Here is a 26148-nt window from a genome sequence, read left to right as displayed (position 1 = left end):
AGTTGCGAATCAATAAGCAGTGATCCGGAGTGGCGGTGTGCGGGCAGCCGCTATGACGCAGCGTCACGGATCGCACGCCAGATCTTCTCGGGCGTGGCCGGCATGGCGACGGGCGCGACGCCGGCACGCGCGAGCGCATCGTTGACCGCGATCGCGATCGACGACATCGCTCCGACTGTTCCAGACTCGCCGGCACCTTTGACGCCGAGCGGGTTCGTGGCGGTCGGTACTTCGTTCTCCCCGAGCAGAATCGGCGGGAAGTCGTAGGCGCGCGGCATGCAGTAGTCCGTGAACGAGCCGGTGATCAGCTGTCCCGTCTCGTCGTAGACGACGGATTCCATCAGCGCCTGCCCGGCGCCTTGGGCGATGCCGCCGTGGATCTGTCCCTCGACCAGCAGCGGATTGATCATCCGTCCGACATCGTCGACGGCCGCGTAGCGGACCAGCCTCACGACGCCGGTCTCCGGGTCGATCTCCACTTCGCTGATGTGACAGCCGTTCGGATAAGTGCGCACGCCGCCGTCCGACGTGTAGGACTCGAACAGGCCGGGCTCGAGGCCCTTCGGAATCCGGGCGGGCGAGAACGAGGCCCGCGCCACCTCGGCGAGACCGACGCCGCGGTCGGTGCCGGCGACGGCGAAGCGGCCGTTCGCGAATTCGAGATCGGTGGGATCGGCCTCCAGCATCGCGGCCGCGATCGCCCGTGCCTTGGCGACGATCTTGTCGGCGGCCGCGACGATCGCGCTGCCCGCCGTGACGGTCGAACGCGAGCCGAACGTGCCGGTCCCGATGTCGACCTGCTCGGTGTCCCCCCAGCGGAACATGATCTGTGACGGATCGAGGCCGAGCTTGTCGGCGACGATCTGACGGAAGGTGGTCTGGTGGCCCTGGCCGTGGTCGTGGGTGCCGACCGAGACGGTGACGGACCCGCCCGGGTCGAACCGGATGTCGGCATGCTCGATCAAGCCGCCGTTGGACGCTTCCACCGTGCTGGACAGTCCGAAGCCGCGCAGCTTGCCCTTCGCTCGCGAGTCCTCCAGTCGCGCCGGAAAGCCGCCGGCGTCGGCGAGCCGCAGCGCGTCCTCGATGTTCTTGCCGAAGTCGCCGCAGTCGTAGGTGTAGACGAGCGCGGTCTTGTACGGCATCGCCGCAGCCGGGATCGTGTTGCGGCGCCGGAGCTCGACCGGATCGATGCCGAGCTCGCGCGCCGCGGCGTCCACCATGGTCTCGATGACATAGGCTGCTTCGGGGCGGCCGGCACCGCGATAGGGGCCGGTGACCATGGTGTTGCTGAGCACGCCCGTGACCTCGACCCGGATCGCCGGGATCACGTAGGTGCCGGCGAGCACGCCGAGATTGTTGACCGGCGGCCCGGCGGTTCGGTCGCAGCCGTAATAGGCTCCCAGGTTGGCGAAGGTCTTCACCCGGAGAGCCAGGAACTTGCCGTCCTGGTCGAGCGCCAGCTCGGCCTCGGTGATGTTGTCGCGATTGTGCTCGTCCGAAAGGAGCGCTTCGCTGCGGTCGGCCGTCCAGCGCACCGGGCGGGCGGTGAGCCGGGCCGCGAGGCAGGCGAGGGCGAACTCGGGCGCGACCTGTCCGCGGGCGCCGAAGCCGCCGCCGACATTGTCCGAGACGACGCGGAGCCGGGATTCGGGCACGCGGAGGATCTCGGTCGCGATGATGCGCCGGAACGTGTGGGGCGCCTGGGTGGTGCAGCGCAGCGTCGTGCGATCCACCCGCGGGTCGTATTCGGCCACGCAGCCACGCGGCTCGATCGGGTTCGCCACGACGCGGCTGATGGGGAGCCGCCGACGCACCACCCGGGGCGCTCCGGCGATCGCCCGCGCCGTCGCGTCGGCGTCTCCGATCGCATGGAAGAAGGCGTCGTTGGACGGGCAGCCGTCATGGACCGCGGTGGCCCCGGGTGCGATCGCATCGGCCAGGGTCGGCACGGCCGGCAGTGGTGCGTAGTCCACCACGATCGCCTCGGCCGCGTCCCTGGCGGCATTGAGCGTCTCGGCGACCACGAACGCGATGGCCTCGCCGACATGCCGTACCCGGTCGGCGGCCAGCACGGGCTGCGGCGTGACGAAGGCCGCTGATCCGTCCTGGCGCCGGCGCGGCGTATGTGGGACCTGGGTTCCGAGTGCGGCGACGGCGGCATCGCGGCCGGTCAGGATCGTCACCACCCCGGGCATTCTCTCGGCGGCCGTCACGTCCAGCGAGACGATCTCGGCATGGGCATGGGGGGATCTCAGGACCGCGCTCCGCAACTCGCCCGGCAGCGTCACGTCGCCGACATATCGCCCCTGGCCGCGCAGCAGATAAGGGTCTTCTTCACGCCGCACCGCCTGTCCGATTCCGAACTCGCCCATTCGCCCTGATGTCCCTGTTCCGCGATCGCGTTCAGCCCTCGCGGCCGGGCGGCGGTTTCACCGTTCGGCGATCGGGGGCAATGCAGTTATGCCCTGGACGCGGCGCCGCGAAAACCGAGCAGTGCGGTCATTCGGAATCGGGGCCGACATGTTACGGTTGTGCGCGGCCCGGTCCGGCCCTGCCGCGGTGATGCGACGGCGGGGCGGAGGGCCCGGGGCGGGGGACGAAGTGCCTAAAGCAGAGCAGGGTCGAACCGTGGGCGCTTTTCCACCCACCACCCCGGCATGGCGCGATTTTCGCCTCGCCAGCGGAGCCGAAGTGTTGCATTTCAGCCGCACCTGGCCGTCATCCGCACCGTGGTGTCGATCCATGCCGATCCTGTTTGAACCCATGCCTTTTCCGGGGCGACTACCCTCACGAGCCGACCGTTGAAAGCCGATCCAACGACTTCGGACGTCGACCTGATCGCTCGGATCGCCGATGGCGACCGGCTCGCCATGCAGGTGCTGTTCTCCCGGCACCACACCCGTGTCTATCGGTTCGTCCTGCGGATCGTGGGCAGCCAGGCGGTGGCGGAGGACATGATCAGCGAGGTGTTCCTCGACGTGTGGCGCCAGGCGGGCCGGTTCGAAGGTCGCAGCGCCGTCTCGACGTGGCTTCTCGCGATCGCGAGGTTCAAGGCGTTGTCGGCGGTGCGTCGCAAGAGCGACGAGGCGCTGGACGACGAGGCGGCAGCGGCGATCGAGGACACGTCCGACGACCCCGAAACCGCCATGCAGAAGAAGGACAAGGGTGCGGTGTTGCGGAAGTGCCTGCAGTCGCTGACCCCCGAGCACCGGGAGATCATCGATCTCGTCTACTACCACGAGCGGTCCGTGGAAGACGTGGCGAGCATCGTCGGCATCCCGGAGAACACGGTGAAGACGCGCATGTTCTATGCGCGCAAGAAGCTGGGCGAGCTGCTGAAGGCGGCCGGGGTCGAGCGAGGTTGGCCATGATGACGACGGACAGACGAGGTCTCGACCGCGCCGCTCTCGAGGAGATGCTGCCGTGGCACGCGGCCGGCACCCTGAGCCGCGACGAGGCCGAGGCGCTGGAGCAGGCGCTCGCCCGAGATCCGGAGCTGGCGCACCGCTACGAGCTGGTGCGGGAGGAGATGGCCGAGACGATCCACCTGAACGAGAGCCTGGGGACGCCTTCGGCGCGTGCCATGGATCGTGTGCTCGCGGCGATCGCGGCGGAGGAAGGTCCGGCTCGCAAGACGCAGGCCGCCGCGTCGCTCGGTGCGCGGCTGGTGGACTTTTTCGCCGCCCTGTCGCCCCGCAAGATCGCCTGGGCGGGCGCGCTGGCTGCTCTCGTCATCGTCGTCCAGGCGAGCGTGATCGCGGGGCTCAGCCTGGGGGAGCGCAGCGGCGGCGGAGCGCCCGAGATGGCCTCCTACGAGGAGCCGGCTGGATCGGCCGAGGCGGCACCGGCGACCTTTGCGCTCGTTCGCTTTCAGCCACAGGCGAGCGCCTCCGATATCGCCCGGGTGCTCGAATCGAACCGGGCCAGCATCGTCGACGGACCGAAGCCGGGCGGCCTCTACCGCATCCGCATTTCCGACCGGGCCCTGGCCGAGGATGAAATGGGCCGGGTGATCGCCGCCTTCCAGTCCGAGAAGGCCGTGGTCGGCTTCGTCGCGAAATCTCAGTAGCGCGGAGTCCGCCGCCCCAGGCGGCGGTGTGCGGCCGACGTCCCGGGCCGTACGATTTTCGTCCGCCGTGGCCCATCCGGTTCGGCCGCGCGACTTTCATCAGCGACGCCCAGTCCCCTCGTCGGTTGCGACGATCGGCTAAACGCAGCCCGAAGGTGCTGTTGTGCGCGAAACTGTTGCATATTTGCATCGGTGGTCGCTGTTCGGCGACACCCCGAAAGAAATACCTTTGCGGATAACAGTGGTATTGCCTTAAAGCTGCCTCAGCGCCGCGTAGCGAATCGGTCGCCGTCCTGTACGCGTCCAACCCTCAGGATCGTCATCGAACCCCGGGCGACCTCCCATGCCTTCCATGATTCCGCGCGCCTTCTCGGCCGCGACGAGCCGCAAGGGCCTCATGCTGGCCGAGCGGCGGCGGGCCCATCTCGTCGAGCTCTACAAGTCCGGACGCTGGAAGCGCTATTTCGACGAGCAGGAGTTCCTCTCGCGCATCCGCGAGGCGGTGCACGAAGTCGAGCTCTGGACGGCGGCGACGGCACTGTGGGACGAGCCCGAGCCTCCGGCGCAGGCCGTTGCGAGCCCGGTCCCTGAGTTCCGTATCGCGGTGCCGGACGGGGTCGCACCGGACGGACCACCAATTCTGCCGGCGCCGGTGGGCGTGCTGTCGGAGGTCGCCGCGGCGGCTCAGCCGGCCGGTCCGTCCGCGTCCTTGTCGTAGCGGGCGTCTTCCAGCCAGGCTTCGGTCTTCCACCACACGTGCTCGAGCCCGCACAGCGGGCAGCGGGACAGGATCAGCGTGTCCGGCAGACGCGAGAAGGTGGCCTCCTCGATCTCGATGCCCGTCGAGACAGATTGCCCGCGGTACGGGCACCGGGCCATGACGACTTTCACTTCAGCCCCCGTGCTTGCGGCGAATGCGCGCTCGATCTCGAAAGGGCATTCGTCGCATGCGACACGACAGTCGAGGCCTTCCGGGTGTTCGCCCACTATGACGCGCCATCTCACGGCAGCGTCTTCGTGCAAGTACGTAGGCTCGGGGACCTTTACATGACAAGCTCGGCCGCCAGCCGGGCGAGATCCTCTGGTCGATCCACGTCCCACAGCCGTGCCGGCTCGCGCCAGCTCAGGCCCGTTCGAGCGAGTCGTCGGCGAGTCGATGCCATCACCTCGGCCGTGCTCCACGGCATGCCGGAAAACAGCTCCGGTCTCGCGAGGCGCATGCCGATCAGGACATAGCCGCCGTCCTCGGCCGGAATCACGACCGCGTCGATCCCGTCGCGCAGCGACTCCGCGCAGGCGACGAGATGGGGCGCCGTGAGGACCGGGCAGTCGGTGCCGATCACCAGCACCGGGCCGGCGGCCGTTTCGGCCGCGACGCGCATGCGGGTGCCGAGATCGCCGTCCGGCTGGGGGAACAACCCGACCGCGGTGTGCGCCGCCAGGCGCGAGAAGCTCGGATGACGCGGGTCGGGTGTCGCCCACAACTTGACCGGCCCCGTTGCGGCGGCCAGCGCCGTGGTCACGGCACGGGCGGTGAGGCGCTCCTGGAGCGCCGCCGCGCCCGCGGCGCCGAGCCCCGGGATCAGGCGCGTCTTGGCGAGGCCGGGCACCGGTGCCTTGGCCAGAATGGCGATGGCGACCGGCTCAGGACTGCGGCTTCGGATCATGACCGTAAGCGCGGGCGAGCCGGGTCGGAGAGGCCCCGAGCCAATAGGCGAGACGCAGCCGCCACATCAGCAGGATGGTTCGGACCGTGCCATGCGTCTCCCAACGTCGACCCGAGGTGATCACGCAAGTCGACAGGCAGGCGGGGGCGGAGATGCGCTTGAGCGCAGCCGAGAGGGCGATGTCCTCCATCAGGGCGATCGGCGGAAATCCTCCGGCCGTCGTGAAGGCGTCCCGCCGCACGAAGATGGCCTGGTCGCCGGTGGCGATGCCGGTCAGGCGCGAGCGCAGATTCATCATCGTGGCGACGACGCGCAGTAGGGGATGGCGCCCCGAGATGATCACGTCGAACCGGCCCCAGGCGCGATCCGGCGAGGCGAGCGCGCCGGCGATCAGCCGATCGGCACGATCCGGCAGTCGCGTGTCGGCGTGGAGGAACAGCAACACCGTGCCGCGCGCGATCGCTGCGCCGGCATTCATCTGTACCGCCCGTCCGCGCGGCGTCGCGATGACGCGATCGGCCAGCGGCATCGCGCGAGCGACGGTCGCGTCCCGGCTGCCGCCGTCGACCACGATCACCTCGGCGCCGCGTGCCCGCAGCGGCGCGAGTGCATCGAGTGTCGCGACGACGGCGTTCTGCTCGTTCAGCACCGGAACGACGATCGACAGCATGTCATTCCGCCGCCGCCGAGGCGCCGTCGCTCGTGAGAGCGCCGCCGCAGCTCGATCCCTGTCCGGCCGTGCAGGCGAAGCAGTGACCGGCGACCCGGATCGGATGGCCGCCGAGGTCGTCGTCGAGCAGGTCGCGGAGGTGCGGGCGCGCATCGCTCCGGGCCACGAGCGGAAGGTCGAGCATCTGATTGAAGTCGCAATCGTAGAGGAAGCCGCGCCAGTCGACCGACACGAGGTCGCGGCACATCACGGTCGAAAGATTGTCGTCGCGATGCGCATCGCGCAGGAGCCCGACGTAGCGGTCGAGGTCGTCGTGCCGCGACAGGATCGCGCCGAACCGCTGGATCGGCATGTTGGCGAGCACGAACAGCCGGTCGAAGACCACGCCGTGGCGCTCGGACAGCACGCGCCTGTAGTCCTGCTCCAGCGCGGCCTGAGCGGGAGGCAGGCTCGCGCCCTGCGGGTTGAAGACGAGGTTCAGCACCAGCCCGTCACCACGTCCGTAGCCGAGTGCGTTCAATCGGCGCAGCGCCGTCATCGACGTCCCGAACACGCCCTTGCCGCGTTGGCGGTCGACGTTCTCCTCGAGATAGCACGGCAGCGAGGCGACGATCTCGACCTGTTCGGCCGCGAGGAAGCCGGCCAGATCCTCCTGGCCGGAAGCCTCCAGGATGGTCAGATTGCAGCGATCCACCACGGCGACGCCGAGCGCCCGCGCGGTCCTCACCAGCCGCCGAAATTGCGGATTGAGTTCGGGTGCACCGCCCGTCAGGTCGAGCGTGTCGATGCCGCGCCGCGTCAGGACGGTGAGCACGAGATCGATGGTCGCCGCGTCCATCTCCTCGGTGCGCGATGGTCCGGCCGCGACATGGCAGTGGACGCAGGACTGGTTGCAGCGGTAGCCGAGATTCACCTGGAGGGTCGTCACGCCCCGGCGGCGGATCGCCGGAAACGATATCGTCTGCAGCAGGGCCGAGGTGTTTCGCATGAGCCCGTTCGTGCCTGATGGCCTATCGTCTCGATGGACCCAGCGTCGCACAAGCCGGCCGGATCGTCACCCGGCCCGATTGCGGCTCAATGGCTCGCCGCCGTGGCAGACGGCACCGGATCGAGGCCGATGCGGCCGAAGCCGGGGAGCTTGACGGCCGGCCGCCGCAGATCGAGCCCGACGACCAGGCCGAGCAGATTGACCTCGATGCCCTCGACCCATCCCGCCTTGAGACCGACGATTCCGAGCGCGCTCGCCTCCACGCCGGTGCGGCTGTCGCTCGCGCCCACATAGGCGCCGGGCCTGAAATCGCGGCCAATGGCGTTGGCCGGCAGTGCCGCGCCGAGTTCCGGCACGGCGCGCAGCACGCTCGCCACGAAGGTGTTGCTGTTCGGACCCGGCCACACCCGGTAATCCCCGGCATTGGCGTACTGGTAGCCTCGGACCGTCTCGAGGATTCTCGGGATCAGCGCCTCCGCGGCTTCGCCAGAGACGTCGGCGATCACGGCCGGCGGGTTGCCGTACCAGCGCCCGTCCGGGGCCCAGCCGTTGAGCCGCACGGGATTGCCCCAGCCCACAACGTCGTAGCGCGTCCAGCTCCGGGCGTCTTTTTGCTTCAGCACGATCCAGCTGTGGACCGAGACGACCCCCTTCCAGCCGCCGGTGCGGCCGGACAGCACCAGCACGCGAGCCTCCGGATGGGCCGCGGCGGCCGGCAGGCTGCCGATGCTCGACCAGTCGGCGTCGCGCCAGCTCCGCGGCGTCTCGCCCGCGGCATAGAGGGCGGCCCGAACGGCGATCGGCAGCAGGAAGAGAGCCAGGATGGTGAGGATCATGATGCGGCGCCTGCGGCGCCGTGGCCGAGGCGTTTCAGCGCGTGTGTCGGGATCGGTCGAGGGGGTCATGGCAGCGCCATCATACATGGGGACGGGCTGCCGCAAATTCCACCGGACGCGAAAACGCCCGGGGCAGGGCCCCGGGCGCCGAAACTCGGTTCCGAACTGATCAGGAGCGGCTCAGCCAGTCGTCCACGTCCTTCTTCACCTGGTCGCGGGTGTAACCGTAGCGGTCCTGGAGCTTGCCTTCGAGCTGCTCGCGACGACCATTGATGGCGGTCAGGTCGTCGTCGGTGAGCTTGCCCCACTGCTCCTTGATCTTGCCCTGGACCTGCTTCCAGTTGCCTTCGATGCGATCCCAGTTCATGCGAAAACCTCCGTTGTCGCTGATGCGGAGGTAACCCGGAGGTCTCGTCCGGGTTCCGCAGGCGACCGCGGCTGAATGGCCTGGACCGAGGCTCTTGATCTCGTGATCTCGCGACCTAGCGCGCGGCCACGGCCGCGACGATCAACTGCTCGAGTGCCCGGGTGGTGAAGTCCCGGTCGCGCCCGACGTGACAATGGCGTGACGATCGTGGCGATGTACGCGCGAGGCGATGCAGCGGCGGGACATGCACGAACACCACGAGCGTCGGTCCGCTCGGTCTGGATGCGCTCTCGAGCGCGCGCCAGTAGGCGTAGTTGCACAAGTATCCGCCGGCGTTGCGTGACAACGCCGGATCGATGCCGGCCTGTCGTAGTCCCGCACGAAGGCGCGCCACGGGATAGCGACCGCGCACGAAGAACGGTGCGCCCGCCTCGATCCTCATCGCCGGGGCCCGTGCTCCGCCTGCGTCCGGAAGCAGCACGGTCCGCCGGTTGCGGGCGACCAGCTCGAGCCGCACGCGGTCGGCCCGTGTCGCGACTCCGAGCAGCACCACAACATCTGGCTTTTCGCGTTCGAGCAGATCGGGGAGCTCGCGGTCGACCGCGTCCCACCGTGTCGCGAACACGTGGCCGACAAGCCGAACGCCGGCGAGCGCCGGGCGCCGGCGGCGGATCAGATCCCGCACCAGCCCGCTGGTCGGATTGAACGGTGCGCCCGGGAAACGGCCGAAGCCGGTGATCAGGATGGTGGTCATCAGCACCGCGGTTTTGGCGCCGTCAGGCCAGCGCGTGTGACCCCATCACCACCCGAGCGCCGCAAAAATCTGATCGACCGCGACAGCGGGTGACAGCCGGCCTTCGGCGACGTCGGCCTCGATCTGCGGCAGCTTCGCCGTGAGCGTCGGATCGGAGGCGATGCGGGCGTGGACGCGATCCTCGACCATCGACCACATCCACTTGACCTGCTGGTCGCGGCGGCGCGCCGCGAGCTCGCCCGTTTTGGTCATGGTGTCGCGATGCTCGACCACCTTGGTCCACAGCGCCGCTAGTCCGTCGCCCGTGTAGGCCGAATAGGTCACCACCGGCACCTGCCAGTTCGGCGATCGCGGCGAGAGGATGTGCAGCGCCGCCCGATACTCGGCCGCCGCGGCGCGGGCACGGGCGAGGTTGTCGCCGTCCGCCTTGTTCACGGCGATCATGTCGGCGAGCTCGACCAGGCCCTTCTTGATGCCCTGCAGCTCGTCGCCGGCGCCGGGCAGCATCAGGGCCAGGAACATGTCGGTCATGTCGGCGACGGCGGTCTCCGACTGGCCGATGCCCACCGTCTCGACCAGCATCACGTCGTAGCCTGCCGCCTCGCAGATCAGCATCGTCTCGCGGGTCTTGGCGGCGACGCCCCCGAGCGTGCCGGCCGAGGGCGAGGGGCGGATGAAGGCGTTCGGGTCGGCGGACAGCTGCGCCATCCGGGTCTTGTCGCCCAGGATCGAGCCGCCGGTGCGGGCCGAGGAGGGGTCGACGGCGAGCACCGCAACCTTGTGGCCGAGCCGGGTGAGATACGAGCCGAGCGCGTCGATGGTGGTCGACTTGCCGACGCCGGGCGCCCCCGTGATGCCGACCCGCATCGCCTTGCCGGTCGCCGGCAGCAGCTCCTGCACCAGGGTGCGGGCGGCGAGCTGGTGATCGGGGCGTTTCGATTCGGCAAGCGTGATGGCACGGGCCAGAAGGGCCCGTTCGCCGGCCCGGACACCGGCAACGAGGCGAACGATGTCGGAAGCCGACGGGGCGAGAGCGGTGCGCGGAATCATGATCTCTTCTGTAGAGCAGGACGGTCCGCAGAGGAACGCCCGCCGTGCTCGACCGGGCCATGCGCCGAGGGATGGTCGGGGCGTCGCGTCGGCCCCAGCGTGGGCGCTCTCGCGGCCTTCGGCTCGGCGCCCGCGGGCCGAGTTCGGAATTGATCGCCCATCGAGACCGGGCCGCGGCGGTGGCGTCCCGGGGCCTGCAGGGTGTCCGATGGAGCCGCCGATCGCCTTGAGTCACAATGGTTTACAGTCGTAGTTAACGAAGAATGAACTTTCCTCTCCCCAGCGGCGACCAACCCGATATCATTAGATAAATTCCGGCGCCGGAGGGGGACACTCATGCGCTCCAGGACGACTGTGGCGATCTCGATCGTCGCGACTTCGCTCGCCCTGACCGGGTCGCTCGGGGCCGCGCAGGCGGCCGACCTCGTGTGGGAGGTCGAGAATCCGTTCCGCTTCTTCAAGCGCACCAGCGCGTTCGATCTGCACGACCGGGCCTACAAGGCGGTTCGTGGCGCCGCGCAGGACCCGGTTCCCGGCAACATCGTCTGGCGCACCGAGCGTCGGCTCAACGATCCCGATTGCCGCGACCCGTCGACGCTGACCTCCTGTGCTGCCACGGCCGGCCGCAACTACGAGCGGAGCCGGCTCGGCTGGGCAGCCCAGACGCTGGACCTGAACTGCTACGACCGCAATGCACGGCCGCGCCGCTATCCCGCCACCTGTGACCGCCAGTATTCGTGGGGAACGGCGAAAGAGGACACCATCCTGCCGGACGCCCACACCGTGATCGTGCGCTTGGCGCCCGAGCAGCTCGCGACGGCCGACGGCGAGTGCACCTGGACGTGGCGGCCGCGCCGCGCCGGCCCGCCCGGCGAGACGGTCCGTCAATCCTGCAAAAGCCCCTTCGTAATCAAGCGCCTGCCGTTTTCCACCAACCGCTCGGTCTCGGGCGCGTCGGTGTCGGTCCGGCTGCCGGACGGGCGCGAGTTCGCCGATCCGAACGTGATCGTCGAGGACGTCCTGGTGGTGGCGATGGGCGACTCGTTCGCCTCCGGCGAAAGCAATCCGGATCGACCCGTGGTGTTCAGCGCGGGCCGCGAGATGGTCTACGACCCGGTGAACACCCGCGACGACGTCGCCACCCGGTCGATGCGGATGCCGACCTACGGGGTCGCCTCGGCGCCCGAGAACACCAACCCGAAGTCGCTGCCCAAGCGCCTGTTGGAGGACGAGGAGAAGGGCCTCGTCTATCGTCCGACCTCGCCCGAGTTCCAGGCCGCCTTCGACAAGCGCGGCGCCCAATGGCTCTCTGCGGATTGCCATCGCTCGCAGTACGGCTATCCGTTTCGGGTCGGCATCCAGCTCTCGCTGGAGAACCGCCACCGCGCCGTCAGCTTCGTCAGCCTCGCCTGCTCGGGCTCCGATACGGTCGAAGGCCTGTTCGGTCCGCGCGAGCCGCGCGAGCAGACCACCGGCCCGAACGCCCAGAAGACGGTGGTGCCGCAGCTCGACCAGCTCACCGAGCTGATGTGCCGGCCGGGGGCGCCGCGCTCGCGCGATGCGACCTACACGCTGCCGGTCTACAGCCACGGCTCGACGTCGATCTCGTCGCAGACCTTCACGAAATTCTGGTGTCCGCCGGAGAGCCGCAAGCGGCCGATCGATCTTGTGCTCCTCTCGATCGGCGGCAACGATGTCGGCTTCGGCGCTCTGGTCGCCTACGGCATCACCGAGAGCGCTGCCGATCTCGCCCCGATCGCCGGCCTGGTCGGGCACACGTTGCGGTTCGAGCCGAATGTCGCGCGTGTCTATCTGGACGTGCTCGACCGACGCATGAAGGCGCTCAAGGACGCGCTGACCGACGGCTTCGGCGTCGATCCCTCGACGGTGCTGCACAATGCATACGAGCCGGTCCAGTTCGACGAGACCGGCCGGGTCTGCGGCCTGCAGCCGACGCTCGGCCTCGACGTGCATCCCAAGCTGAATTTCAGCAGCGCCCGCGTGCAGCAGGTCTCGGACTTCACCCGCGAGCTTCAGGCCCGGCAGGAGTGCATCGCCGACGCCCGCAAGCGGCCGGGCTGCCCGCGGCTCGCCACCGGCAACGGCACCGGCTTCCGCTTCGTCACCGAGCACACCGCCATGTTCGCCCGTCGCGGCGTCTGCGCCCGCGATCCGCAGCGCGCTCTGCTCGATCAGATCAACATGGTGGTGCCGCGCCTGTCGCTGAAGATCGACGACTTCCAGCCTTACTCGCCTGCGGCGACGCTGCCCTACGGCAAACGTTGGCGGCTGATCCACAGCCCCAACGACGCGTTCCTCACGGCGAACACGCATCGCGAGGGCATCTCGCCATTCGACGTGATGCAGCCGGCCTATGCGGCCCTCTACTCGGGTGCCTTCCACCCGACCGCCGAGGGCCACGCCATCGTCGCCGACGCGGTGGTGCGCCACGCCCGAGAGATCGTCGATCGCCGCGCCGTCGTGGATGCGCGCTGATCCGGGCCTAGCCTGCGCGTAGCCTGCTCTTCTCACGACCGTGAGGAGAGCCGCGCGCTTTTCCGGTCACGCCTCTCCTGTTGTTGATCGTCGGCCGATCCGGTCGCGCTGCGATGCGTTGTCGCGAAGGCGGCGACGATGTTAGCCTTCATGCTTGCATGCCGCGCGCCTCCGGCGGCCCGCATCGATGCGGCTGCGGGCGGCATGCGGCCACGCCGACGAGGCTCGCCGATGGACGATCGCGCGTGGTGGGCGGGCTCCATCGATCGGTCGGTCACGGATCGACGGAGTGCCGATGCGGCCGAGATGCAGGACCCGCATGGTCCGGCGCGGCGCGTCCGGGCCGGCGGCCGTGACATGGGCCGATCGGCCCGTCTCCTGGCAGCGCGGGCGCGTCGGGCCGCGGACCCGCTCGCGATCGACCCCGCGCACAGGATGGCGGAATGCGTGTCGGACGAGTCAGTGCGTCTCGCGCCCGGGAGCGCCTCGCCGTTCGGCGGGCATGTCACCGGTGCCGCCGTGCAGACCCGTGATCGGGAAGACGCCGAGCGGCTCTGGCAAGCCGACGACCAGCGCTTCGCCCGAGACCTGCGTGTCGCTCCCGACGCCGCCGCGGTGCTGGTCGCCTGGGCACAGGCGCTCGCCGCCCGCGCCGCCCGCGTCGCCGATGCGGCGGTGGCGCGGCGCTTCTTGCACGAGGCGGACGTGAAGTTCGCCGTCGCCCGCAACCTCGCTGCGCCGGGAGCGGATGCCCTGGTCGCCTGGGGCGCCGCCCTCGCCGCCCTGGCGCGGCGCGTCGAGCAGACGGTCGAAGCCGAGCGGCTGTGGTCGCTCGCGGCGGAGAGGTTTTCGACGGCGGCACGGGTGCAACCGGACCGCAGCGTCGCGCTTCTCGCCTGGGCCGGCGAGCTCGTCGCGCGGGCCGAGCGAAGCGCCGATCCGGCCGATGCCGCGCGTCTGTTCGCGGAGGCCGATGCGGTGTTCGCGCGAGCCCTGCGCATCGCGACCGGCGACTACGATGCGCTCTGCGATCGTGCCGCGGCGCTGATCGCCTGGGCGCACCTGTCCGACGATGTCGACGAGAGCGACGCGCTGCTCGATCGCGCCGAGGAGGTGGCTCGCACGGCGCTGCGGATCGCCCCGAACGAGACCTACACGCTGGCTTGCATCGCGGCGCTGCGCGGCCACTCCGAGGACTGCCGTGCCGCGCTGGAAGGCGCAGAAGCCGCCGCGACGCTGCCGCCGCCCGAGCATCTCGCCGCTGACGAGGATCTCGCGGCGGTTCGCGGCGAGGCGTGGTTCCAGGAGTTGCTGGCGCGCCGCCGTCCCGAGGCGGCGCATTGAGGACCTCCGTCCTCAATCGTCCTTCGCGGGCGGGGGCGGCTCGCCGCCGAATACGGCGCGGCCTTCGGGCGAGAGATATTGGGCGAAATCGCGCCACGGAATGACGACCGTGTAGAGGCCCTCGGCATACGAGCCGACCGCATAGGGCGAGAAGTGGACCGAGAGCCCGCCGCTCTTGCCGGTCTCGTTCGACGGGGCGAGCACCAGGGGCCCGAGCTTGAGCAGCGACGGTTCGATGCCCTTCAGCCACTCGTCCTTGGTGAGATCGCTCGCGACGTCGCCGCCGCGCGCCTTCTTCTCCTTCGCCACCGCCTCGCGGATCAGCTTCGCCAGGGCTTTCATGGTGGGGCCGTTGTCGGCCGTCTCGGTGAAGAAGGGGCGCACGCTCACCGGCTTCTTCGCCGCCGTGTCCCACAGGATCGTGTCGACCACGGTGTTGGGATGTGCCCCTCCGGTGTAGACGTAGTCCCGGCGCAGTACGCCCACATAACGGCCGGCGGTCGAGAACAGCGTGTAGGTCCGCTCGAAGCCCCAGCTCCGGCCGTCGGAGAAATCGGACTTGTCCCGGCGCCAGGCCTGGTCGGCGTCGCGGCGGTTCGCCTCGCCCCAGGTCTTGCCCTCCGCCGACAGGTTCTCGAACAGGCCCGGCATCCTCTTCAGGGCACTGTCGATCTCGACCTTCATGTCGAGATAGCGGGTCTTGGCCGACATCACGGTGTCGGCGGCAGCCGGCAGGGCGGCGGCGAGCGCGACGGCGGCTGCGGCGACGAGACAGCGAGCGGTAAGGGCGAGCATCATGGACGGCGGTTCCGAATTGGCGCGCCGCATGCCGAGGTGCGGCCGGGGAGGCCGCTTATACCAGAGCGGCCTGCATCCGCGATGCCGGCCGCTCCAGACTTGACCTCAAGGTTTAGGACCGGTGTCGAGCGTCACTCCGCCGCGGCGCGCTCGTGGCCGAGCCGGCGGTTGAGGGTCTTCACCAGCTCCTCGGCCGCGTCGGCAATCACGGTCCCGGGCGGAAAGATCGCCTCGGCGCCGGACGCTTTCAGCGCGTCCCAGTCCTGCGGCGGGATGACGCCGCCGACCACGATCATGATGTCGGGCCGCCCCTCGGCGGCGAGCGCCGCCTTCAGCTCGGGGACCAGCGTCAGATGGCCGGCCGCCAGCGACGACACGCCGACGATATGCACGTCGTTTTCCACCGCCTGCCGGGCGGCCTCGCCGGGTGTGGCGAACAGCGGGCCGATATCGACGTCGAAACCGAGATCCGCGAAGGCCGAGGCGATCACCTTCTGGCCGCGGTCGTGGCCGTCCTGGCCGACCTTGGCGACCAGGATGCGCGGACGGCGACCTTCGTCACGCTCGAACTGCGCGACGAGCTTCAGCACCCGATCGATCCCCTGCGACATCGCACCGGCCTCCCGCTTGTAGACGCCCGAGATCGCCCGGATTTCGGCACGATGCCGGCCGAAGACCTTCTCCAGGGCGAGCGAGATCTCGCCGACCGTCGCCTTGGCACGAGCCGCGTCGATGGCGAGCGCCAGCAGGTTGCCCTTGGACGGGTCGGTGGCCGCATGGGTGAGGGCGTCCAGGGCCGCCTGGACGGCCTTGGGGTCGCGCTCGGCGCGCAGACGCTGCAGCTTCTCGATCTGCATCGTGCGGACGGCGGAATTGTCCACCTTCAGCACGTCAATCGCTGCCTCGTGCTGGAGCTTGTACTTGTTGACGCCGAACACCGACTGGATGCCGGAGTCGATGCGGGCCTGGGTCTTGGCCGACGCCTCCTCGATGCGCAGCTTCGGAATGCCGGCTTCGATGGCCTTGGCCATGCCGCCGAGCTCCTCGATCTCCTGGATGTGGCCCCAGGCCGTCCTGGCGAGCTCGTAGGTGAGCCGCTCGATGTAGAACGAGCCGCCCCATGGATCGGCGATCCGCGTCGTGCCGCTCTCCTGCTGCAGGAACAGCTGGGTGTTGCGGGCGATACGGGCCGAGAAGTCGGTCGGCAGCGCGAGCGCCTCGTCGAGGGCGTTGGTGTGCAGCGACTGGGTGTGCCCCTGGGTCGCGGCCATCGCCTCGATCGCCGTGCGCACGACGTTGTTGTAGACGTCCTGCGCGGTGAGCGACCAGCCCGAGGTCTGCGAATGCGTGCGCAGCGAGAGCGAGCGCGGATCCTTCGGGTCGAACGGCTTGATCAGCTTGGCCCACAGCAGGCGGGCGGCGCGCAGCTTCGCCACCTCCATGAAGAAGTTCATGCCGATCGCCCAGAAGAACGACAGGCGCGGCGCGAACTTGTCGATGGTCAGTCCGGTCGCCACGCCGGCCCGCACGTATTCGACGCCGTCGGCGAGCGTGTAGGCGAGCTCGAGGTCCTGCGTCGCTCCCGCCTCCTGCATGTGATAGCCGGAGATCGAGATCGAGTTGAACTTCGGCATGTTCTGCGAGGTGAAGGCGAAGATGTCGGAGATGATCCGCATCGAGGGCAGGGGCGGATAGATGTAGGTGTTCCGCACCATGAACTCTTTGAGGATGTCGTTCTGGATCGTGCCGGCGAGCTTCACGGGCGGCACGCCCTGCTCCTCGGCGGCGACGATGTAGAGCGCCAGGATCGGCAGCACCGCGCCGTTCATGGTCATCGACACGCTCATCTGGTCGAGCGGGATGCCGGAGAACAGCGTGCGCATGTCGTAGATCGAGTCGATCGCCACGCCGGCCATGCCGACGTCGCCCGAGACGCGCGGGTGGTCGCTGTCGTAGCCGCGGTGGGTCGCGAGATCGAAGGCGACCGACAGACCCTTCTGGCCGGCGGCCAGATTGCGCCGGTAGAAGGCGTTCGAATCCTCGGCCGTGGAGAAGCCGGCATACTGCCGCACCGTCCAGGGCTGGGTCACGTACATCGCCGGGTAGGGACCGCGCAGGAACGGCGGCACGCCCGGATAGGTGTCCAGGAAGTCGAGCCCATCGAGGTCGGCCGCCGTGTAGGCCGGCTTCACCGTGATGCCTTCGGGGGTCAGCCAGGGGGCGGCGGTCGCTCCGGTCGGCGCGGGCGGAGCGGCGGTATCTGCGAACGCGACCGTGGCGAAATCCGGAATCCTCGTCATGTTCGAGCCTCGTGCGAGTGGTGCGACCCGCCGGCCGCCGTGGTCTCAGTCCAGAGAGTATGACGCGCCCCATCGATGGGGCCATGTGTCGTTACGTCGTCGACATGCGCCGCGGCATCCGGCCGGCCGTGCGGAGCGGATCCGCACGGCGCCGACCGGCGCCGTCGTCAGGCGGTTCCCGTGCCGGCGAGCCGCTGCGCCTCCGTCAGGGTCGCGAGCAGGTCGCAGCCCATGAAAATCGCATGCGCGATGCCGGCAGCCTTGAACTCCGCCTCGCGCTCGCCGGGACGTCCGGCGAGATAGATGTGGGCGCAGCCCGCTGCGGTCAGAGCCTTCGCCGCCTCGACCGCTTCGCGGCCGTAGCCGTCGTCGGAGGAGCACAGGCACGCCAGGGTCGCGCCGGACGCCTTGTAGGCGGCGGTCAGCGCGGCGAGGTCGGTCTTTCCGTCGGCCAGGAACCCGTCGTTGCCGATGGTCTGGATACCGCCGGCCTCGAAGAAGTTCTTGGTGAAGGTGGCGCGAGCCGTGAAGCCGGCGAGCGGGCCGAGATTGGCCAGGAACACCTTCGGGCGCGAGCCGGTCTTGGCGAGGGCTGCGTCGGAGGCGTCGCGCAACGCCTCGAACGCGGCGGAGATCCGCATCGCCGACAGCGGCTCGAGCGTCACGCTCGCCTGCACGGGCGTCACCGCCGACGGGGCGACGTCGATGATGTTCGGCGTGGCCTCGGCGATGTTCGGGAACTCGCTCACGCCAGTGATCGGGTCGCGCCGGCTGGCGGCGGCCTTCTCACGTGCCGTGCGCACGCCCGCGATCTTCTTTTGCAGCAGACCCTGGGTCAGTGCGGCCCAGATGCCGCCGGCTCCCTCGATCTCCTGGAACAGCGTCCAGGCGGTGCCGCAGAGCTCCTTGGTCAGCGCCTCGATGCCGCCGGCCCCGGCCGCCGGATCGGCGACCTTGGACAGATACGACTCCTCCAGCAGGATCAGCTGCGTGTTGCGGGCGATGCGGCGGGCGGCGCGGTCGGGCAGGCCGATCGGCGCGGTCCACGGCAGCACCGTCACGGCGTCGGCGCCTCCGACGCCGGCCGCGAACACCGCGACTGTCGCGCGCAGCATGTTCACGGCGGGGTCACGCGTCGTCATCATCCGCCACGCCGTCTCGGCCGTGACGACGATGTGGGACGGCGCGAGGCCGCAGGCCTCCTCGACCCGCGCCCACAGCGTCCGCAGCGCGCGGATCTTGGCGATGGTGAGGAACTGATCGGCGTCTGCGGCGACCCGGAAGGACACGGTCTTCCGCGCCGCGTCCAGCGGGATGCCCTCGGCTTCGAGCGCCCGCACATAGGTGAGCGCCACGCTCAGCATGAAAGCGAGCTCTTGCGCTTCGGAGCCGCCCGCATCGTGCACCACGCGGCCGTCCGCCACCGCGAACGGGCCCTTGAAGCCGCGCGCCGCGAGATCACGGACCCTGATCACGAACTCCTTGGCCATCTCGGGCCAAGCGATCCGTGCCTTGCCGAACGCCGCGATGGCGCCGAGCGGATCGATGCCGAAACGGATGTCGAGCGCGCCGGGCGAGAGGCCGCGTGCCGCCACCAGATCGGCGATGCGCTGCGGCGCCTCCTTGGCCTGCGGCGAGAGCTGCAGGTCGAGCGCGATGGCGTCGAGCCGTACGTCGGCCAGCACCTTGGCGATCGTGTCGGAGTCGCCGCCGATGCCGTAGCCGCGTGCCCCGAGGCTGCCGGCGAACACCAGGGACAGGCCGGTGGCGCCGTTCTCGAGGTCGTGCAGCGCCTCGGCATTGGCCGCCTTCGGATCGGGATGATCGACCCGTTGCAGGACCAGCCAGGGCGCGCCGCTGGCGCGCGCGGGCACCGGGCGGGCAGTGCGGTCGCTCGGATAGAGCGGCTCGATCCGCAGCCCGTCATAGGTCTTGGAGACGAGCCGTTTCTCGAAGGGCGCGCCTTTCAGCGTGCCCTCGACAAGCGCGAGCCATTGCTCGCGGGTGGCCGGCGGGAACTCGCCGGCGAGCGTGAGGTCTTCGGCGGTCTGAGTCATGGCGCGGAAGATGCCACGACTAATGCGTTTCGCCAAGGAAACGATCGCGAATGCATGGCTGGACTCGCGCGAATAGTTGGTCCGGACAGAACCGTATAAGTACAGGTCCGGATGGAGGAAGTGCCGCCAGAGCATACAGGCCCCGCCCGTATCGGGCGATCTACGGACTCCTCGTTATTTGCTCGTCAGCCGCGTGATGCCGCTGGTGTCGAGCCGGGCCACGAGATCACGAACCGCGATGCCGCCGAGGCGGTGGTCCGGTGCGATCTCGGCGAGCGGCACCAGCACGAAGGCGCGCTCGGCCGCGCGCGGGTGCGGCAGCACGAGGTCCGGGTCCTCGATGATCACGTCGCCTGCTGCATCGCCGTAGGACACGATGTCGATGTCCGCGGTGCGGGGGCCCCACCGACGCTCGCGCACCCGGTCGCGGCCGAGCGCGGTCTCGACGGACCGTGCGCGTGCCAGGAGATCGTGCGGCGAGAGACTGGTGTCGACGAGGATGCAGAGATTCACGAAGGCAGGCTGATCGGTGTCGCCCCAGGGCGGCGTCCGGTAGTCGGACGACCGCGCGAGAAGTCGCACCGCAGCATCGGCACACAGCACCTCTACCGCGCGCGCGAGCGTCGCACGCGGCTCGCCCAGATTTCCGCCGAGCGAGAGGACCGCCTCAGCCATGCCGGGTGCGGACGATCGCGACCCCGACGTCCGTGAAGGTCGCGGGAATCGGCGCATGCGGCTTGTGCACTGTGACGCGGATTTCCATTACCCGCGGAAAGCTCTCGAGGACCGCCTCGGCGACCGCGCCGGCCGCAGCCTCGACCAGACGAAAGCGCTTCGCCACGAAGGCGCGGGTCGCGCAGTCCACCACCTGATCGTAGGATACCGTGGTCGAATGCTTGTCGGTGCGGGACGCCTCGGAGAGGTCCGCCGACAAGACGAGGTCGAGCAGGAACGTCTGCCCGACGGTGCGCTCGTGCTCCATCACGCCGTGATAGGCATGGACGGCGAGGCCGGTGACGAAAACGATGTCGTGTGCGGAGGTCATCGGGCGTTCCGGATAGCGGCGGCGATTTTCAGCGCCTGGACGGTCTCGGGCACGTCGTGGACACGCACGATGGCGGCCCCGTCGAGCACGGCGAGCAGATGGGCGGCGAGCGACCCGCCGATCCGCTTCTGAGGCGGGGCGGGCGATACGCTGTCGATGAACCGCTTCCGAGACGCACCGATCAGCAGCGGCCGGCCGAAGGCGAGAAGGCGCGGCGTCGCCGCGAGCGTCGCGATGCTCTGCGCCGGCGTCTTGCCGAAGCCGATGCCGGGATCGAGCACGGTCTGCTCGGGTGCCATGCCGGCCGTCTCGGCGACGGCCAGCGAGCGGGCGAAAAAGTCCTCGACGTCGGCGACGATGTCGATCGCCGGATCGGCGCGATCGCGGTTGTGCATCACCACGACGGGCACGCGGCGCGCCGCCGCGAGCGGCGCCATCTCGGGATCGCCCTGCAGCCCCCACACGTCGTTGAGGATCGTGGCGCCGTGGTCGAGCGCCCAGGCGCCCACCGCGGCCTTCATCGTGTCGACCGAGACCGGCACGCCCATCGCGGCGACGGCGGGCAGCACCGGCGCCAAGCGGGCGATCTCCTCGGCGGCGGACACCGGCTGTGCACCGCCGTAAGGCCGCGTCGACTCCGCGCCGATGTCGACGATGTCGGCGCCGTCTTCGATCATGGCTTTCGCCTGTGCGATCGCGGTGTCCGGATCGAAGAACGCGCCCCCGTCCGAAAAGGAGTCCGGCGTCACGTTGAGCACGCCCATGACGAGCGGCCGCCCGGCTCGCAGGAGGTCGGCGAGGCTCGCGGGAGCGGTCGGGACGGCGGCCGAGATCATGCGCAGGGCTTTGCGCGGTGGCGGGGCGGAGTCAAGCGTTGCGGTGGACCAGCTCGCGACCGTTCACGCACCGGCCGGAATGCCGTATTCCGCTGAACTCCTGGCGAGCGACGAGCGAGCCTCAGTAGCTGATCTTGACGGGCAGCCCCTTGGCGGTCTCGATCCAGCGCTCGATCGCCTTCTCGGACGGCGCGGTGCGCACCAGCTTGCGGTGGCGGTTCACCTCGGCCATGCGCTTCGCCAGGTTGGACGGGTTGCGATACTTCAGCTCGCGCACCGTGTCGACGCCGGCGGCCTCCAGCAGCTCGGCGTACTCCTCGCCGATGCCCTTGATCCGCATTTTGTCGGCGAAGTTGGCGATCCGCAGCAGGCATTGCGGCGTCAGGCCGGTGCGCTCGGCGAGCTCCTTGCGGCCCTTCGGCGTCTTGGCGGCCTCGAGCAGCTTGCCGGTGGTGCGGATGCCGGCCGATTTCAACGCGGCTGCGATGCCCGGCACGATGCCATCGAGCTCTGCGATCGAGTACCTCATCGGGCGGTCCAACGCCCGGAATGCTGCGCGAGCGGACCATGCATCGACCTGTGGTCGAGCCGCTGCGCCACGACGCGACCACGCGCGCCCGACTCGGCAGCGAATCGGCTGGCAACGAAAACCATGGCCCCCTCTCGCCCCGCATTCCACGGTCATCATTCTGACATCCCGGGATCGAAACACAATCGCGCCACGATTGCTAACGCGATGTTGCAGGCCTGTGTTGCGATCTCGCAACGCGGCTTCGCTTGCGTCTATGTGACATTCGAACGAGCGACGGGCGGGGTGCCGGCTCGCCCCGACGAGGGACAGTCAGTATAAGCCTGTATCGGTCTTGCGGTTCGGGATTCGGCCGGCGGAACCGCGAGCGCGGCGGCAGCGAGCGATCGAGAGGCGACCATGGGCACCTTGGATCAGGACGGGAAGATTCTCGTCGGCAAAAGTGACAAGCCGGAATATCTGACCCTCGCCCTCGGGAACCGGCACGGGTTGATCACCGGCGCGACCGGCACGGGCAAGACCGTCACGCTGCAGGTGCTCGCCGAAGGCTTCTCGCGCGCCGGCGTTCCGGTCTTCGCCGCCGACATCAAGGGCGATCTCTCCGGCGTTGCGGCCCGCGGCGAGGCCAAGCCGGCCCTCGTCGATCGCGCCAAGCAGATGGGATACGACTACGCACCCGATCAGTTTCCCGTGGTGTTCTGGGACCTGTTCGGCGAGCAGGGGCACCCGATCCGTGCCACCGTGCACGATCTCGGCCCGCTGCTGCTCTCCCGCATGCTCGACCTCAACGACGTCCAGGAGGGCGTCATCAACATCGCCTTCAAGGTAATGGACGAGGCGGACGGCACCGCCGACGGCGTCGCCGCCGATCTCCTCGACCTCGCCAATCTGCGCGAGCTGCTCGCCCATCTGGGCCAGAACGCCAAGGACATCGGCACCCGCTACGGCAACGTCGCGCCGGCGACCATCGGGGCCGTGCAGCGCCAGCTCCTGGTCATCGAGAACCAGGGCGGCGACAAGTTCTTCGGGCTGCCCGATCTCGACATCTCCGACTTCATGGCGGTCGACGATCGCGGGCGCGGCCGGATCAACATCCTGGCGGCCGACAAGCTGATGCAGAGCCCCAGGCTCTACGCCACCTTCCTGCTGTGGCTGATCGCCGAGCTGTTCGAGCGCCTGCCCGAGGTCGGCGATCTCGACAAGCCGAAGCTCGTCTTCTTCTTCGACGAGGCGCATCTGCTGTTCAACGAGGCGCCCAAGGCGCTGCTCGATCGTATCGAGCAGGTGGTCAGGCTGATCCGGTCGAAAGGCGTCGGCGTGTATTTCGTCACGCAGAACCCGCTCGACGTGCCCGACACCGTGCTGGCCCAGCTCGGCAACCGGGTGCAGCACGCGCTGCGCGCCTTCACGCCGCGCGACCAGAAGGCGGTCCGCTCCGCCGCCGAGACGTTCCGGCCCAACCCCAAGCTCGACACGGCACAGGTCATCACGGAACTCGGCAAGGGCGAGGCGCTGGTCTCGTTCCTGGAAGGCAACGGCACGCCGTCGATGGTCGATCGTGCGATGATCCGTCCGCCCGCGGCCAGGATCGGGCCGCTCACGCCGGAGGAGCGCAAGGCGATCATCGCGTCGAGCCCGGTGCGGGGCCGCTACGAGAAGGTCTCCCCGCATCGGCCCCTGACGGACATTCTGACGAACGGCGCCGCTCCGCAGGACGACGGCGACGGGCGACCCGCGCCCCGCGGTGGTGCCGGTCGCGAGGGCAGCGGCGCGCCGCCCGAGCAGCCCGGCATCGGATCCCGCATTCTCGGCGGCATCGGGGCGTTCCTGTCGCACCCGGCGGTGCGCCAGTTCGGCCGCTCGGTGGCGGCCGTCGTCGCCCGCACCGCGACCCAGGAGGCGCTCAAGCGCATGGGCATGTCGCCGTCGTCGCGTCGCAGCTACGCCCGGTCGGGCAAGAGCCGCACCTATGGGCTGCTCGACGAGGACACGACCTCGGCCACCGCGGCGGTCGAACGCGGCCTGTTCGGGACACCGCAACGCTCGTCGACCCGCCGCTGATGTCTTCTGTCTCGAAGGTGCTTCTGGGATGACCGTTCTCGATCAGGTTCTCGACCGTATCGACGCCGACCTCGCCGCCAGCCACGAGCGGCTGTTCGCGTTCCTGCGCATTCCGTCGATCTCGACCGATCCGGCCCATGCCGCCGACTGCCGAGCCGCCGCCGCGCATCTCGCCGCCGATCTCCAGGGCATCGGGATCGCTGCGTCTCTCTCCGAAACCGCGGGTCATCCCGTCGTGCTCGGCCGCAGCGGCGACGGCGATGCGGGCCGGGTGCTGTTCTACGGCCACTACGACGTCCAGCCGGTCGATCCGCTCGACCTGTGGGAGAGCCCGCCCTTCGAGCCGCGCATCGTCACGCTGCCGGATGGCCGCAAGGCGATCGTGGCGCGCGGCGCCTCGGACGACAAAGGCCAGGTGATGACCTTCGTCGAGGCCTGCCGGGCCTTCGTCGCCGTTACCGGCAAGCTGCCGCTGCCCGTCACGATCCTGATCGAGGGCGAGGAGGAGTGCGGCTCCAAGAGCCTGCCGGCCTGGATCACGCAGAATCGTGCGGCGCTCGGCGCCAGCTTGGCGCTGGTCTGCGACACCGGAATGTGGGATGCGGCGACGCCGGCCATCACCACGGCGCTGCGCGGCCTCCTCTACGAGGAGGTCGAGATCACGGCGTCCAACCGCGACCTGCATTCCGGCCTGTTCGGCGGCCCGGCGCGAAACCCGATCCGGGTGCTGACGAACATCCTCGGCGGCCTGCACGACGACGACGGACGCATCACCATTCCGGGCTTCTACGACGGCATCACGGACCCGCCCGCCGACGTGCTCGCCGCGTGGCGCAAGCTCGATCTCACGCCGGAGAATTTCCTGAAGCCGGTCGGGCTGAGCGAGCCGGCCGGCGAGCGCGGCCGCAGCGTGATCGAGCAGCTCTTCTCGCGTCCCGCCGCCGACATCAACGGCATCTGGGGTGGCTACACGGGCGCCGGCTCGAAGACCGTGATCCCGTCCAAGGCGTTCGCGAAGGTGTCGTTCCGCCTGGTCGCGGGCCAGGACCCGGACACGATCCGCCAGGCGTTCCGGGCGTTCGTGCGCGCGCGCCTGCCGTCCGATTGCAGCGCGACCTTCGAGGACCACACCGGTGCGCCGGCCGTCGCGGTGCCGTGGGATCTGCCGCAGCTCGCGGCGGCGCGCCGTGCCCTCACCGACGAGTGGGGCCGCGACGCGCTGCTGGTCGGGTCGGGCGCGTCGATCCCGATCGTCGCCGACTTCAAGCGGCTGGTCGGCATGGACACGCTGCTGATCGGTTTCGCGCTCGACGACGACCGCATCCATTCGCCAAACGAGAAGTACGACCTTCGATCGTTCCACAAGGGGATTCGGAGCTGGGCCCGCGTGCTCGCCGCGCTGGCGGCGTAGCGGCGACGCGTCAGAGCGTGCCCATCCGCACGCCGGCGCGCAGGAACTTCTGCGGATCGACCGCCTCGCCCGAGACCCGCGTCTCGTAATGCAGATGCGGGCCGGTGGAGCGGCCCGTCGAGCCCATTCGGCCGACCACTTGGCCGATCTTTACGCTCTGGCCGGGATGCACCAGGATCTCGGAGAGATGGCCGTAGCGGGTCGCCAGGCCGTTGCCGTGGTCGATCTCGATCATCTTGCCGTAGCCGCCGGTCCAGCCCGCCGTCGTGACGGTGCCGTTGGCCGTCACCCGGATCGGCTCGCCGGAGCTGCCGCGGAAGTCGAGGCCGGTGTGCATGGCCGGCCGGCCGAGGAACGGATCGACCCGGACTCCGAACGTGGAACTGAAATCGACATCGCCCGACACCGGCTTGCGGATCGGGATCGCCACCAGCGCCTTGGTCAGCCGCTCGGCCTGGGCGCGGGCGAGCCGGACACGCTGGACCTGGCGTTCGAACACCGGCGTCACCGACGCGAGCCGGATCGGGACATAGGGCCCGCCGACATTGCTCTCGGCCGGCGCGGCGCGCTCCAGCCCGAGATCGACCAGCACGGCGCGGATGCGTCGCGCGCGGCTCTCGTAGCTCTCCTCCAGGGCGGCGAGCGACGACGCCTGGCGGGTCTCGATGCGGTCGAGCGCACTGTGCAGGCGGGCGATCTTGCCCTCGATGCCGGGCAGGATGTTGCGGGTGGTCGCGGCCGCCAGCGTCGTCGCCGGCTGGCGCGACTCGAGCCGGGCCTGGCGGTCCGGCGGCGCCTTGAAGATCACGGTGTCGCTGATCGGCGAGGCCTTCGGCATCGCCGGGGCGGGCTCCTGCGGAAGGCCCC

At 69.6% G+C, this 26148-nt stretch carries 24 protein-coding genes; 7 read left to right on the top strand and 17 right to left on the bottom strand.

Annotated features, from left to right (window positions below; translation table 11 throughout):
- Positions 1–50: 50 nt before the first annotated feature.
- Positions 51–2375: a xanthine dehydrogenase family protein molybdopterin-binding subunit gene (locus CH341_RS00665; RefSeq protein WP_111417111.1), complete on the bottom strand. Its 2325-nt coding sequence runs from the start codon at positions 2373–2375 to the stop codon at positions 51–53.
- Between the two features lie 498 nt (positions 2376–2873).
- On the opposite strand from CH341_RS00665, the gene CH341_RS00660 reads away from it, so the two are divergent.
- The 3 genes from CH341_RS00660 to CH341_RS00650 all read left to right on the top strand — a co-directional run bounded on the left by CH341_RS00660 (position 2874) and on the right by CH341_RS00650 (position 4790).
- Positions 2874–3374: a sigma-70 family RNA polymerase sigma factor gene (locus tag CH341_RS00660; protein ID WP_342634986.1), complete on the top strand. Its 501-nt coding sequence runs from the start codon at positions 2874–2876 to the stop codon at positions 3372–3374.
- Positions 3371–4072, top strand: a complete 702-nt coding sequence (locus CH341_RS00655) for a hypothetical protein (RefSeq protein WP_111417109.1) — start codon at positions 3371–3373, stop codon at positions 4070–4072. Before CH341_RS00660 ends, CH341_RS00655 begins: the two co-directional genes overlap by 4 nt.
- 343 nt (positions 4073–4415) lie before the next feature.
- A complete protein-coding gene (locus CH341_RS00650) occupies positions 4416–4790 on the top strand; it encodes a TIGR03809 family protein (RefSeq protein ID WP_111417108.1) in 375 nt (124 codons plus the stop codon).
- Here CH341_RS00650 and CH341_RS33535 read toward each other — a convergent pair.
- From CH341_RS33535 to meaB, 8 genes are all read right to left on the bottom strand, one after another.
- Positions 4757–5059, bottom strand: a complete 303-nt coding sequence (locus tag CH341_RS33535) for a hypothetical protein (RefSeq protein WP_210208139.1) — start codon at positions 5057–5059, stop codon at positions 4757–4759. The genes CH341_RS00650 and CH341_RS33535 overlap by 34 nt on opposite strands.
- 56 nt (positions 5060–5115) lie before the next feature.
- The gene (locus tag CH341_RS00640) at positions 5116–5739 is read right to left on the bottom strand and encodes a TIGR04282 family arsenosugar biosynthesis glycosyltransferase (RefSeq protein WP_111417106.1); all 624 of its coding nucleotides are present in this window, start codon (positions 5737–5739) and stop codon (positions 5116–5118) included.
- A complete protein-coding gene (locus CH341_RS00635; protein ID WP_111417105.1) occupies positions 5717–6409 on the bottom strand; it encodes a TIGR04283 family arsenosugar biosynthesis glycosyltransferase in 693 nt (230 codons plus the stop codon). The genes CH341_RS00640 and CH341_RS00635 overlap by 23 nt, the downstream gene beginning before the upstream one ends.
- A gap of 1 nt (position 6410) precedes the next feature.
- Positions 6411–7397 carry an arsenosugar biosynthesis radical SAM (seleno)protein ArsS gene (gene arsS, locus CH341_RS00630; protein WP_111417104.1) on the bottom strand — a complete coding sequence of 329 codons (987 nt, stop codon included), beginning with the start codon at positions 7395–7397 and terminating at the stop codon, positions 6411–6413.
- Positions 7398–7483: 86 nt separating this feature from the next.
- Positions 7484–8233 (bottom strand): DUF3750 domain-containing protein, encoded by a 750-nt coding sequence (locus CH341_RS00625; protein WP_245430800.1) that lies wholly within the window; start codon positions 8231–8233, stop codon positions 7484–7486.
- Positions 8234–8402: 169 nt separating this feature from the next.
- Entirely contained in the window at positions 8403–8600 is a 198-nt protein-coding gene (locus tag CH341_RS00620) for a CsbD family protein (protein ID WP_111417102.1), read from the bottom strand.
- Positions 8601–8715: 115 nt separating this feature from the next.
- Positions 8716–9354: a pyroglutamyl-peptidase I gene (locus CH341_RS00615; RefSeq protein ID WP_146604332.1), complete on the bottom strand. Its 639-nt coding sequence runs from the start codon at positions 9352–9354 to the stop codon at positions 8716–8718.
- A gap of 45 nt (positions 9355–9399) precedes the next feature.
- Complete coding sequence (gene meaB, locus CH341_RS00610; RefSeq protein WP_111417100.1) at positions 9400–10404, bottom strand: methylmalonyl Co-A mutase-associated GTPase MeaB; 1005 nt, start codon at positions 10402–10404, stop codon at positions 9400–9402.
- Positions 10405–10740: 336 nt separating this feature from the next.
- On the opposite strand from meaB, the gene CH341_RS00605 reads away from it, so the two are divergent.
- Positions 10741–12900, top strand: coding sequence for a hypothetical protein (locus CH341_RS00605; protein WP_146604331.1), 2160 nt, complete (start codon positions 10741–10743; stop codon positions 12898–12900).
- A gap of 447 nt (positions 12901–13347) precedes the next feature.
- Positions 13348–14244 (top strand): tetratricopeptide repeat protein, encoded by an 897-nt coding sequence (locus CH341_RS00600; protein WP_146604330.1) that lies wholly within the window; start codon positions 13348–13350, stop codon positions 14242–14244.
- Positions 14245–14256: 12 nt separating this feature from the next.
- On the opposite strand, the gene CH341_RS00595 is transcribed toward CH341_RS00600, so the two are convergent.
- The 7 genes from CH341_RS00595 to CH341_RS00565 all read right to left on the bottom strand — a co-directional run bounded on the left by CH341_RS00595 (position 14257) and on the right by CH341_RS00565 (position 21809).
- Positions 14257–15042, bottom strand: a complete 786-nt coding sequence (locus CH341_RS00595; RefSeq protein WP_245430798.1) for a DUF3298 and DUF4163 domain-containing protein — start codon at positions 15040–15042, stop codon at positions 14257–14259.
- Between the two features lie 131 nt (positions 15043–15173).
- Positions 15174–17342 carry a methylmalonyl-CoA mutase gene (gene scpA, locus CH341_RS00590; protein ID WP_111417096.1) on the bottom strand — a complete coding sequence of 723 codons (2169 nt, stop codon included), beginning with the start codon at positions 17340–17342 and terminating at the stop codon, positions 15174–15176.
- A gap of 167 nt (positions 17343–17509) precedes the next feature.
- The gene (locus tag CH341_RS00585; protein WP_111417095.1) at positions 17510–19399 is read right to left on the bottom strand and encodes a methylmalonyl-CoA mutase family protein; all 1890 of its coding nucleotides are present in this window, start codon (positions 19397–19399) and stop codon (positions 17510–17512) included.
- A gap of 174 nt (positions 19400–19573) precedes the next feature.
- Positions 19574–20074, bottom strand: coding sequence for a 2-amino-4-hydroxy-6-hydroxymethyldihydropteridine diphosphokinase (gene folK / locus CH341_RS00580; protein ID WP_111417094.1), 501 nt, complete (start codon positions 20072–20074; stop codon positions 19574–19576).
- Entirely contained in the window at positions 20067–20444 is a 378-nt protein-coding gene (gene folB, locus CH341_RS00575; RefSeq protein ID WP_111417093.1) for a dihydroneopterin aldolase, read from the bottom strand. The genes folK and folB overlap by 8 nt, the downstream gene beginning before the upstream one ends.
- The gene (gene folP, locus CH341_RS00570; RefSeq protein ID WP_111417092.1) at positions 20441–21280 is read right to left on the bottom strand and encodes a dihydropteroate synthase; all 840 of its coding nucleotides are present in this window, start codon (positions 21278–21280) and stop codon (positions 20441–20443) included. The genes folB and folP overlap by 4 nt, the downstream gene beginning before the upstream one ends.
- Before the next feature lie 121 nt (positions 21281–21401).
- Positions 21402–21809 carry a DUF4332 domain-containing protein gene (locus CH341_RS00565; RefSeq protein WP_111417091.1) on the bottom strand — a complete coding sequence of 136 codons (408 nt, stop codon included), beginning with the start codon at positions 21807–21809 and terminating at the stop codon, positions 21402–21404.
- 399 nt (positions 21810–22208) lie between these two features.
- On the opposite strand from CH341_RS00565, the gene CH341_RS00560 reads away from it, so the two are divergent.
- Together CH341_RS00560 and CH341_RS00555 are read left to right on the top strand one after the other, a co-directional pair.
- The gene (locus tag CH341_RS00560) at positions 22209–23870 is read left to right on the top strand and encodes a helicase HerA-like domain-containing protein (RefSeq protein WP_111417090.1); all 1662 of its coding nucleotides are present in this window, start codon (positions 22209–22211) and stop codon (positions 23868–23870) included.
- 28 nt (positions 23871–23898) lie between these two features.
- On the top strand, positions 23899–25281 hold the full coding sequence (locus tag CH341_RS00555) for a M20/M25/M40 family metallo-hydrolase (protein ID WP_111417089.1): 1383 nt from the start codon (positions 23899–23901) through the stop codon (positions 25279–25281).
- Between the two features lie 10 nt (positions 25282–25291).
- Here CH341_RS00555 and CH341_RS35620 read toward each other — a convergent pair.
- Positions 25292–26148 (bottom strand): M23 family metallopeptidase (locus CH341_RS35620; protein ID WP_245430797.1); only part of this gene is annotated, 857 nt, incomplete at its 5' end.

It is taken from the genome of Rhodoplanes roseus (assembly GCF_003258865.1).
GTDB classification, from domain to species: Bacteria; Pseudomonadota; Alphaproteobacteria; order Rhizobiales; family Xanthobacteraceae; genus Rhodoplanes; species Rhodoplanes roseus.
Note: the sequence above shows the minus strand (reverse complement) of the source record. Positions and strands in the feature narration are given on the sequence as shown.

What these genes read in the sequence shown, in the direction of transcription:
- CH341_RS00585 (WP_111417095.1), bottom strand. Translation starts at nt 19,399, where the DNA reads ATGACTCAGACCGCCGAAGACCTCACGCTCGCCGGCGAGTTCCCGCCG.
- folB (WP_111417093.1), bottom strand. Translation starts at nt 20,444, where the DNA reads ATGACCTCCGCACACGACATCGTTTTCGTCACCGGCCTCGCCGTCCAT.
- meaB (WP_111417100.1), bottom strand. Translation starts at nt 10,404, where the DNA reads ATGATTCCGCGCACCGCTCTCGCCCCGTCGGCTTCCGACATCGTTCGC.
- CH341_RS00640 (WP_111417106.1), bottom strand. Translation starts at nt 5,739, where the DNA reads ATGATCCGAAGCCGCAGTCCTGAGCCGGTCGCCATCGCCATTCTGGCC.
- folK (WP_111417094.1), bottom strand. Translation starts at nt 20,074, where the DNA reads ATGGCTGAGGCGGTCCTCTCGCTCGGCGGAAATCTGGGCGAGCCGCGT.
- CH341_RS00620 (WP_111417102.1), bottom strand. Translation starts at nt 8,600, where the DNA reads ATGAACTGGGATCGCATCGAAGGCAACTGGAAGCAGGTCCAGGGCAAG.
- arsS (WP_111417104.1), bottom strand. Translation starts at nt 7,397, where the DNA reads ATGCGAAACACCTCGGCCCTGCTGCAGACGATATCGTTTCCGGCGATC.
- CH341_RS00660 (WP_342634986.1), top strand. Translation starts at nt 2,874, where the DNA reads ATGCAGGTGCTGTTCTCCCGGCACCACACCCGTGTCTATCGGTTCGTC.
- CH341_RS00635 (WP_111417105.1), bottom strand. Translation starts at nt 6,409, where the DNA reads ATGCTGTCGATCGTCGTTCCGGTGCTGAACGAGCAGAACGCCGTCGTC.
- CH341_RS00650 (WP_111417108.1), top strand. Translation starts at nt 4,416, where the DNA reads ATGCCTTCCATGATTCCGCGCGCCTTCTCGGCCGCGACGAGCCGCAAG.
- CH341_RS00655 (WP_111417109.1), top strand. Translation starts at nt 3,371, where the DNA reads ATGATGACGACGGACAGACGAGGTCTCGACCGCGCCGCTCTCGAGGAG.
- CH341_RS00615 (WP_146604332.1), bottom strand. Translation starts at nt 9,354, where the DNA reads ATGACCACCATCCTGATCACCGGCTTCGGCCGTTTCCCGGGCGCACCG.
- CH341_RS00625 (WP_245430800.1), bottom strand. Translation starts at nt 8,233, where the DNA reads ATGATCCTCACCATCCTGGCTCTCTTCCTGCTGCCGATCGCCGTTCGG.
- CH341_RS00560 (WP_111417090.1), top strand. Translation starts at nt 22,209, where the DNA reads ATGGGCACCTTGGATCAGGACGGGAAGATTCTCGTCGGCAAAAGTGAC.
- scpA (WP_111417096.1), bottom strand. Translation starts at nt 17,342, where the DNA reads ATGACGAGGATTCCGGATTTCGCCACGGTCGCGTTCGCAGATACCGCC.
- CH341_RS00565 (WP_111417091.1), bottom strand. Translation starts at nt 21,809, where the DNA reads ATGAGGTACTCGATCGCAGAGCTCGATGGCATCGTGCCGGGCATCGCA.
- folP (WP_111417092.1), bottom strand. Translation starts at nt 21,280, where the DNA reads ATGATCTCGGCCGCCGTCCCGACCGCTCCCGCGAGCCTCGCCGACCTC.
- CH341_RS00555 (WP_111417089.1), top strand. Translation starts at nt 23,899, where the DNA reads ATGACCGTTCTCGATCAGGTTCTCGACCGTATCGACGCCGACCTCGCC.
- CH341_RS00665 (WP_111417111.1), bottom strand. Translation starts at nt 2,375, where the DNA reads ATGGGCGAGTTCGGAATCGGACAGGCGGTGCGGCGTGAAGAAGACCCT.
- CH341_RS00595 (WP_245430798.1), bottom strand. Translation starts at nt 15,042, where the DNA reads ATGATGCTCGCCCTTACCGCTCGCTGTCTCGTCGCCGCAGCCGCCGTC.
- CH341_RS00605 (WP_146604331.1), top strand. Translation starts at nt 10,741, where the DNA reads ATGCGCTCCAGGACGACTGTGGCGATCTCGATCGTCGCGACTTCGCTC.